This is a genomic window from Myxococcus sp. CA039A, assembly GCF_013336645.1.
GTDB classification, from domain to species: domain Bacteria; phylum Myxococcota; class Myxococcia; order Myxococcales; family Myxococcaceae; genus Myxococcus; species Myxococcus llanfairpwllgwyngyllgogerychwyrndrobwllllantysiliogogogochensis.
Genome location: NZ_JABUMQ010000426.1, coordinates 1 through 8,012, shown reverse-complemented (window position 1 = coordinate 8,012; position 8,012 = coordinate 1). Strand labels below are relative to the sequence as shown.

Genomic DNA, 8,012 nt, shown 5'->3' with positions numbered 1-8,012 from the left:
CTCCCATCCCATCCCCGTGAGGGTGCGCGCGCTCTTGCGTGTCCTCCGCCACGAGGTGCGGCTCGCGACACAGGCCGGGGCGAGCTGGCGCGCGGTGGTGGACGCGCTGCGGCCCGTGACGGTGCCCCTGTGGCAGCGGCTGGATGACGGGGAGCGCAAGCGCTTCCTGCGGCACCTTCGCGCCTATTGGGACGTGCACCGCCACCGGATGGCGCCGGATGTCGGCGACGGGGTGGAGCGGCTCAGGGCCCAGGGCCGGCTCGCGCTGTCCGCGGCCTGGGTGCGCGGCTTCCAACTGGACGACTCCGGCACGGTGCGGGTGAGCGTGCGGCGCCGGGGCGAGCGGCGGGAGGAGCAGCTCCAGGTCCACCACGTGGTCAACTGCACGGGGCCGGAGGGCTCTGTCACCCGCCATGGTCACCCGCTGCTCAAGCACCTGGCGGAGGCGGGCCGGGTGCGCCCGGATGCGCTCGGCCTGGGCCTGGACACCGACCGCCACGGGGCGCTGCTGGACGCGCGCGGACATGCCGGGGGCCGCCTCTTCACCCTGGGCCCCCTGCGGCGCGGAGAGCTGTGGGAGACCACGGCCGTGCCGGAGATTCGCACCCAGGCCCGCGCCCTGGCCGAACACCTCCTCAAACGCCTGGGCCACGGCTTCGTCGCCCCCCGCCGCAGCGCCGGCTGAGCCCGGACTGGCAGTGAATCCTATCCAAGGATGGGTGGAAATCCCTGGAGCCGGGGTTTCGTGCGAGGCTTCGGCCCGCGTTACTCCCCCTCATGACTTCTCATCGCTCTCTCGTCACAGTCGCTGGAGGCGTGTTCGCCGTCCTCCTCGCCTGCGCGGGGGGCCTGGCGTACGTGAAGTTGCGCACGGGGCCGCTGGAAGCGCGGCTGGTGCGCGAGGTGAACGAGCTGACGCAGGCGCGGTATGCGCGGCCCTCGCACGCGCATCCGCCGAGGCCGGGCACCTTCGCCCGCCACCTGGAGCCGCTGCTGGATGACGTGTTGCACCTGTACCAGGAGCGACAGAAGTCGGGCACGGGTCCGGACTCCACGCTGGGGCAGTCCTGCCGGGACGTGGCGGACGGGAAGCTGCCGACGTCAGCGCTGTCCTCGGCGTGCGCCGAGACGCTGGAGCGGGCGCGGCCCCTGTTGGAGCAGGTGCTGGCGGCGACCCACGCGGAGGTCGGCGGGCTGCCGCGGAGCCTGGGGGTGCTCGCGCCCTTCACCCAGGCGCGCGCGAACGGCAGGTTCGCGTTGATGTACGTGGTGAACCTGGCCGCGCTGGACACGCGGCTGAAGCTCGCCGAGGGGCGGCCCCTGGCGGCGCTGGACACGTGCCTGGACGCGCTGGCGCTGAGCCGGGAGCTGGAGCTGGGCGGGGGGATGGAGGGGCAGTTGCTCTCCGCCACGGGCCACGGCGTGCTCTACCGGCCGTGCGCGGACGCGCTGGACGCGGCGCCGACGGAGCGCAAGCGGCTGGCGATTTCGCAGCTGGTGAAGCTGGCCGAGGGCTTCGCGCCCTTCTCCATGACGCTGCGGCACGAGTCGGCGCTGGTGCAGTTGGTCCACTTCCGGGGGCTGCTGTCCGACGAGGCCCTGGCCGCGCTGCCTTCGGGCAGTCAGGACTGCGTGCCGCCGGAACTGCGGGACGCGGAGGCCTCCGACGACGGCCCCCTGGCGGCGCGACGCGCGTGGTGGACGCTGGTGGAGGGCTTCGACGCGCTGACGACCGCGGCGGACCTGCCCACTCCGGCGCGCCGGCGGGCCTTCGCCCTCATGGAAGCCAGCGAGGAGGAAGAGCAGCTGGGCTCCATCCACGGGCCCCACGTCGCCACCTACGGCGAGTACGCCGAGCGGCTGGACCTGCGCAAGCTCCAGCACGACGCGCTCATCACCCTGGCGGAGGTCGACCTGGCGCGCGCCGAGCGGGGCCACTGGCCGGAGTCGCCGCCCCGGCACAAGGACTCCTCCTTCGTGCTCGAGACGCTGGGCCCCACGGAGGCCCGGCTCCAGCCGTGCTCGCGCGCCCATGCGGCCCACGGCCTGCGAGTGACCGCGGACCCGCCGCTCACCGCGCGCCAGCCCAAGCCCTGAGCGACGCCAGGACGCCTCCTGGGCCCTCGGGCGGGCAGGCCGGTGTCGGCGGCCTGCTCGGGTGCCCTTCAGGGCCTACCTTCCCGATGGACGCGTCATCGCCCTGGAGGGGGAATGGACCTGCCGCACGCGAGGAGTCCCGGTTGGGATCCGCCGAAGCGCTCCGGGTGTGAAGCGGGGCCGCCATGATGGCGCGCCGCTTCGTCGCGGACTTCGACTCGTCGGCCGCCATGCTGCGCGCGCTCGCGGGCTTCCTGCACGGCCGCGACTTTCCCGCGCTGGGCACGCACCGCCACACGAGCCCGCTGTTCGAGGCGCTGCTCCCCGTCGTCAACCGCCTCCCGGTGCCGAGGCGCGAGGCCGCCTATGTCCGCAGTGGACTGGCCGAGGCCCTCACGCCGCGCGCGCTGACACACTTCGATGCGGAGGCCCTGTCGCGCTGGGTGGTGGCCCGCTATCCGCGCCAACGCTATCCGGCCGCCGTGGTGGGCTCCTCCAACGGCGCCCTGGTCCACCTGTGCGCGGCGCTGGGCATTCCATGGCTGCCCCAGACGCAACTGCTCGCCGTGCGTCACGACGGGCGCGTGCCCGTGGACGAGCCGCTCCAGCACCTGGACTTCGCGCGAGAGCCCGCGCGCCATTTGCTGGAGTCCCATCCAGACCTCCAGTTGCACCACACGCACGACGCCAACCACGACCGGCTCCTCTTGCGAGGGCTGACGCACTTCCGGGTGAAGCGACGACGCCTGGGCATCGCCTACGTCCGCTTCCTGGAGGACGTGCTGGAGCCCGGCGCCACCCTCTTCGTGTCCGAGTGCGAGCTGCGCTGGCCGACGCTGCGACAGGGCGAGCGGCACGTCTTCCAGCACGGGGCGCTCGGCGGCGCGAGCCCTGACGAGTACTACCTGGGCGGCCCGCGCGTGGAGGAGTACCTGCGGCGCCAGGGCTCGCCGCGTCCGCGCTGGCCCACGCCGCCTCCGGACAGCGACAGCCCGGAAGCGGAGTGGGGCTTCGAGCCCGCGCTGAGCGAGGACCTCCAGCGGCTGGCGCGCAAGCGACGCTGGCGACTGCGGCGCATCGTCTATCCGGAGCCGGAGGCGCTCAGCCCGCTGGTGGCGGACCTGTACCGGCACTGGTACCGCGACAGACACATGCCGCTGGGGCGGTTGCTGGTGGAGTCGTCGATTCTGATGGAGCCCTGGTGGGCGCTGCGCGGCGGCGCGGTGCCGTTCTGGATGGTGCTCAACACGCGGCCCTCGGCGCGCGCGCTGGAGCACTACCTGGACGCGTCCGAGCCGTGGGAAGCGCTGTACCTCATGCTCTGCTCCCGAGGCGTGGAGTCCATTGGCCTTGCGCCGCTGCAACGCTGGCGGGAGCTGCTCTCCCGGGGTTTGGACCGGGGTGAGTTCCTGGGCGTGGACGAGCAGGAGTATCCGCGCGACTTCGCCGCCGTCGTCCGCTACCACCCCGCGGTGAAGCAGGCGATGGCCGCGCGCTACCCGATGCCGGAGCGGCTGGACTTGAAGCGCCTGGACGCGTTCCTGCGCCAGCACGGGGACCGCTACCCGGTGCGCTGGGAGGAGGCCGACACGAGCCCGCGCCACTCGAGCGCGGGCGTGTCGTCCTGGATGCACTGAGCTACGCGGCCGACACCGCCACGGAGCCCAGGCCCTCCACGATGAGCCGCACCCGGTCTCCGGGCTGGAGCATGTGCGCGGCCGTGGCGGCGCCCGCCAGGACGATGCTGCCGGCGGGGAGCACCTGGCCGCGCAGCGCGAGCAGCTCGCACAACTGCACCACCGACAGCACCGGGTCCCCGGAGATGGCGTCCGAGCGGGCCGACTGCGCCAGCGCGTCGTTCACCGACATCTTCATCTCCAGCCGCGTCAAATCCAGCGAGCGCGGCGGGTGCTCCTCTTCCCCGAGGACGAACAGCGAGGAGGACGAGTTGTCCGCCACCACGTCCGGCAGGGAGAAGTACTTGAAGTCGCGGTAGCGCGAGTCGAGGATTTCCATCGCGGCGAACACCGACTCGCACGCGTCCAGCGCCTCCTCGCGCGTCACCGTCCCGCGCAGCTCGCGCGCGGTGCGGAAGGCAATCTCCGGCTCGATTTTCGGGTGGATGCCCTGGCCCAGGGCGATGACTCCGTCCGCCGCCACGCGCATCCGGTCCGTGAGGACGCCGTACACGGGCGAGTCCAGGTTCATCTGCCGGCGCTTGGCCTCGGACGTCAGGCCCATCTTCAGGCCGACGACGCGCTCACCGTCGGCGAGGCGCAGTTGGAGGCCCGCCTCCTGGACGGCGTACGCCTCCGGCAGCGTGAGCTTCGGCAGCTCGTTCGTGAGGGGCGGTACCTCGCGCCGCTCTCGCCGCGCGGCGTCGAGGCGTCGGGCCAGCTCCGAGGGGTCCACGGTCTGCGTCATTGCATCCCTCTCCAGGTCGGTTCAGCGCGGACAGACGCGCCGGGCGGCGCAGCAGAGCACGGCCAGGGGTCCCAGGCGAGGCGGCTGATGCGCAGGTTGTCCCGCGTCGGGGTATTAGCCGCGCGCACCGGAAGCACGGGGCTTCCGGGGACTGGATTCACCGGGCCGACGTGCTGCATAACCCCGGTTCCAGCCCCCCGGCCGGGGCGGGCCTCCGAAGCAAGGACTCCCATCATGCGACTCTTCTGGCTCTTCGCGGCAGTGCTTCTTCCGACCTCGGCGGCGTTCGCGGACGAAACCCCAGGGCGGCACACCCACGACGGCTTCTACCTGCGCGGTCAGCTCGGCATCGCCTACACCCACTCCGAGGCGCAGGAGATTGACCTGGCGCTCAAGGGCGCCGGCGCCACCATCAACCTGGAGCTGGGCTACGCGCTCATCGAGAACTTCATCATCTACGGGAAGCTCTTCGGCACCTCCACGCCGAACCCGGACATCCAGTTTGGCGACACCACCATCGAGGGTGACGACGACGGCGACGTGAGCAGCAACTACGCCGCGCTCGGCGTGGGCGCCACGTACTACTTCATGCCCGTCAACCTCTACATCTCCGGCGCGGTGGTGGCCAACCAGCTGAGCATCACCCAGGACGGCGAGCGCGAGGCGGAGACGGACTCCGGCGTCGGCCTGCATTTTGGCCTGGGCAAGGAGTGGTGGGTGAGCAACAACTGGGCGGTGGGCATCGGCGGCGAGGTGGCGCTGGGCCGCATCCGCAGCGACAACGATGATGGGGACGACTGGAACGTCACCCACTTCTCGCTGCTCTTCACCGCCACCTTCAACTGACCGTGGGACGGGTGGCCGTGACGCCGCCGCTTCGCGGAAGTGTCACGGCCCCTCCATCGGCGTGAGTGTGCTCAGGCCTGTTGGTTGAGCCCCGCGGCGATGGCGCGCGCGGCGGAGCGCGGGCTGAAGCGCACCATGAAGGCGGCCAGCCCGTTGAGCGCGCCGTGGATGGCCAGCACCCGCCCGCGCAGCATCGCCTTGTAGGCGTGCTCCACCACGTCCTCGGGCTTCGCCACGCCGGAGCGCTGGAACAGGCGGCTCTTGTCATTGCCCGCCTTCTGCGCGAACTCCGTGTGTGTCGCGCCGGGGCAGGAGCACGTCACCGTCACGCCGGTGCCCTTCAGCTCGTACGCCAGCGCCTCCGACAGCGACACGACGAACGCCTTCGTCGCGTAGTACGTGGACATGTAGGGCCCGGCCTGGAAGGCGGCGGTGGAGGCCACGTTGAGGATGCGCCCGTGGCCGCGCTCACGCATGGGTCGGGCGAACAGGTGCGTGAGCGTCAGGAGCGCGGTGCAATTCACCTGCACCATCTCCGCCTCGCGTTTCACGTCCTGGTCCAGGAAGGGGCCCGAGGAGCCGAAGCCCGCGTTGTTGACGAGGAACTCCACCTCCAGCCCGCGCTCGGCCACCTGCGCGAAGAGCTGCTCGGGCGCGTCCGGCTGGGACAGGTCCGTGGGCAGCACGTGGGCCTTCACCCCGTGCTCCTTCTCCAGCGTCGCGGCGAGCGCTTCCAGCCGCGCCGCTCCGCGCGCGACGAGGATGACGTCGTGCCCGTCCCGGGCGAAGCGCCGCGCGAAATCCACTCCGAGGCCAGCCGAGGCTCCGGTGATGAGGGCCACCTTGCGTGACATGTTTTTTCCTCCCAGCGCCTTTATAGCCGAGCGCGGGAGGACTCACGCGGTGCTCTCGTGCCGGGGGAGGCTGACCTCGAAGCGGCTGCCCATGTCCGGCTCGCTGCGCACGCCGATTTCGCCGCCGTGGGCCTCGACAATCTGCCGGGTGATGTAGAGCCCCAGGCCCAGTCCCCCGTAGTGGCGCTCGCTGACGGCGCGGCCAAAGCGCTCGAAGATGTGCGACTGGTACTCCCGCGCGATGCCGATGCCCGAGTCCTCCACGCGCAAGAGCACCCGGTCCGCCTCTCCCCGGAGCGCGATGTGCACGGGCTGGCCCGCGCCGTACTTCAGCGCGTTGGCGAGCAGGTTCGTGAGCACCTGCTCCAGGCGGACACGGTCCCAGTGCCCGCGCAGGTCGCCCTGGAGGGACAGCGACACGGGGCTTCCGGCCTGACTCGCGGGGACCGCCAGCCGGTCCTTCACCTCGCGCGCCACGGCCTCCAGATTCACGTCCTCGCGATGCAGCGTCAGCCTACCGCTGGACAGGCGCGACACGTCGAGCAGTCCGTGGACGAGCCCCGACAGCTTGTCTACCTGGCGCTGCACGACGTCGAGCTGCGAGACGACCAGCGGCGTGGGGAGGAAGGGCCGGTCCTTGCGCGTCTGCCGCCGCAGCCACTGCAGGCGCAGTTGGAGCGGGGTGAGGGGTGTCTTCAGCTCGTGACTGGCCACGGCGAGGAACTCGTCGCGCAGGCGCACGGAGCGGCGCGCCTCGCGGTACAGCCGGGCGTTGTCCACGAGGAGCGCGGCGCGGCGGGCCAGGTCCTGCGCCGTCTCCAAGTCCGTCTGGTTGTAGTGGCGCGAGGGGCGCACCGCGAGGAAGGTGAGCGCGCCCAGTGAGCGGCCTCGCGCGAGCAGCGGCACGGCGAGGATTTCGTGGAAGCCCACCTCGCGCATCGTCTCGAAGTGGGCCTCGCTCACGGAGACGCCGCGCAGCCACGCGTCGTCGATGTTGTCCACGAGCAGGGACTCGGCCTGACGGGCCACGCGGGTGGTGGGGTGCGCGCTGCCCTCGGGCCCGGGAGGAAAGTCCCGCACGCGCCGGGCGAGCGCGTCCTGGCCGGGGTCGGCATGCGCCACCGACGTGCGCTGCACGGTGCCCGACTCGTCCACGATGTCGACGAAGCACCAGTCCGCGAGGATGGGCACGCAGAGCCGGGCCAGCGTGTCGAGCGTGGCCTTCGGGTCCAGCGAGGATGACGCCAGGAGGCGACTGGCGTCGGCGAGGAAGGCCGCGCGCTGCTCGGCGGCCTCCGCTTCCGAGCGTGCCTGCTGCTCCTCACGCAACAGGCGCGCGGACTCCAGCGCCAGTCCCGCCAGCCGGGCGAGTCGATGCAGGGCCAACTCGTCCTCGCGACTGAAGTCGCCCACCTCCCGGTCGAAGAGGTAGAGCACGCCGGCGTCCGAGGGCAGCGAGGCGGATATTCGGCCGCGGGGCTCCGCGCGCGCGCTGCGACGCTCCCTCGCCGTGCGACCCGGCTCGTCGCTGGAGGGCACCGCGTAGCCACCCCAGACCTCGTAGGCCCGTGAGAGCGACGTGACGCTCGCCCCCCGCGTCTTCCCGACGGTGGGCGTCATCACCACGGTCGCCTGGTGGGCGCGCGTCAGACGGCGGGCGATCTCCACGAGCACGGCGAGCGCCTCTTCGACGGTCGCGGCCGACAGGAGCTGCCTCGAGTCCGCATCCTCCGCCGCGCGAGCCTCTTCCAGCGACATGGGCGCGACAGGTTCTGTCTCTTATACAATCTC

The 8,012-nt window shown here is 71.9% G+C and carries 7 protein-coding genes; 4 read left to right on the top strand and 3 right to left on the bottom strand.

Going from position 1 to position 8,012, the window contains the following annotated elements; all coding sequences use genetic code 11:
• From HR086_RS42275 to HR086_RS42265, 3 genes are all read left to right on the top strand, one after another.
• A partial coding sequence (locus HR086_RS42275; protein WP_373564425.1) for an FAD/NAD(P)-binding protein occupies positions 1 to 685 on the top strand: 685 nt, incomplete at its 5' end.
• A 131-nt stretch (positions 686 to 816) separates the two neighbouring features.
• Positions 817 to 2,097 (top strand): hypothetical protein, encoded by a 1,281-nt coding sequence (locus HR086_RS42270; RefSeq protein WP_174459806.1) that lies wholly within the window; start codon positions 817 to 819, stop codon positions 2,095 to 2,097.
• Positions 2,098 to 2,282: 185 nt separating this feature from the next.
• Complete coding sequence (locus tag HR086_RS42265) at positions 2,283 to 3,734, top strand: hypothetical protein (protein ID WP_174468453.1); 1,452 nt, start codon at positions 2,283 to 2,285, stop codon at positions 3,732 to 3,734.
• 1 nt (position 3,735) lies between these two features.
• Here HR086_RS42265 and HR086_RS42260 read toward each other — a convergent pair whose 3' ends face one another.
• Positions 3,736 to 4,521: a 2-keto-4-pentenoate hydratase gene (locus HR086_RS42260; protein ID WP_174459808.1), complete on the bottom strand. Its 786-nt coding sequence runs from the start codon at positions 4,519 to 4,521 to the stop codon at positions 3,736 to 3,738.
• A 234-nt stretch (positions 4,522 to 4,755) separates the two neighbouring features.
• Between HR086_RS42260 and HR086_RS42255 the strand changes: the two genes are divergently transcribed.
• The gene (locus HR086_RS42255) at positions 4,756 to 5,367 is read left to right on the top strand and encodes an outer membrane beta-barrel protein (RefSeq protein WP_174454450.1); all 612 of its coding nucleotides are present in this window, start codon (positions 4,756 to 4,758) and stop codon (positions 5,365 to 5,367) included.
• 71 nt (positions 5,368 to 5,438) lie between these two features.
• On the opposite strand, the gene HR086_RS42250 is transcribed toward HR086_RS42255, so the two are convergent.
• Positions 5,439 to 6,221 (bottom strand): SDR family oxidoreductase, encoded by a 783-nt coding sequence (locus HR086_RS42250; protein WP_174459809.1) that lies wholly within the window; start codon positions 6,219 to 6,221, stop codon positions 5,439 to 5,441.
• A gap of 42 nt (positions 6,222 to 6,263) precedes the next feature.
• On the bottom strand, positions 6,264 to 7,979 hold the full coding sequence (locus tag HR086_RS42245; protein ID WP_174468452.1) for a HAMP domain-containing sensor histidine kinase: 1,716 nt from the start codon (positions 7,977 to 7,979) through the stop codon (positions 6,264 to 6,266).
• Positions 7,980 to 8,012 lie beyond the last annotated feature (33 nt).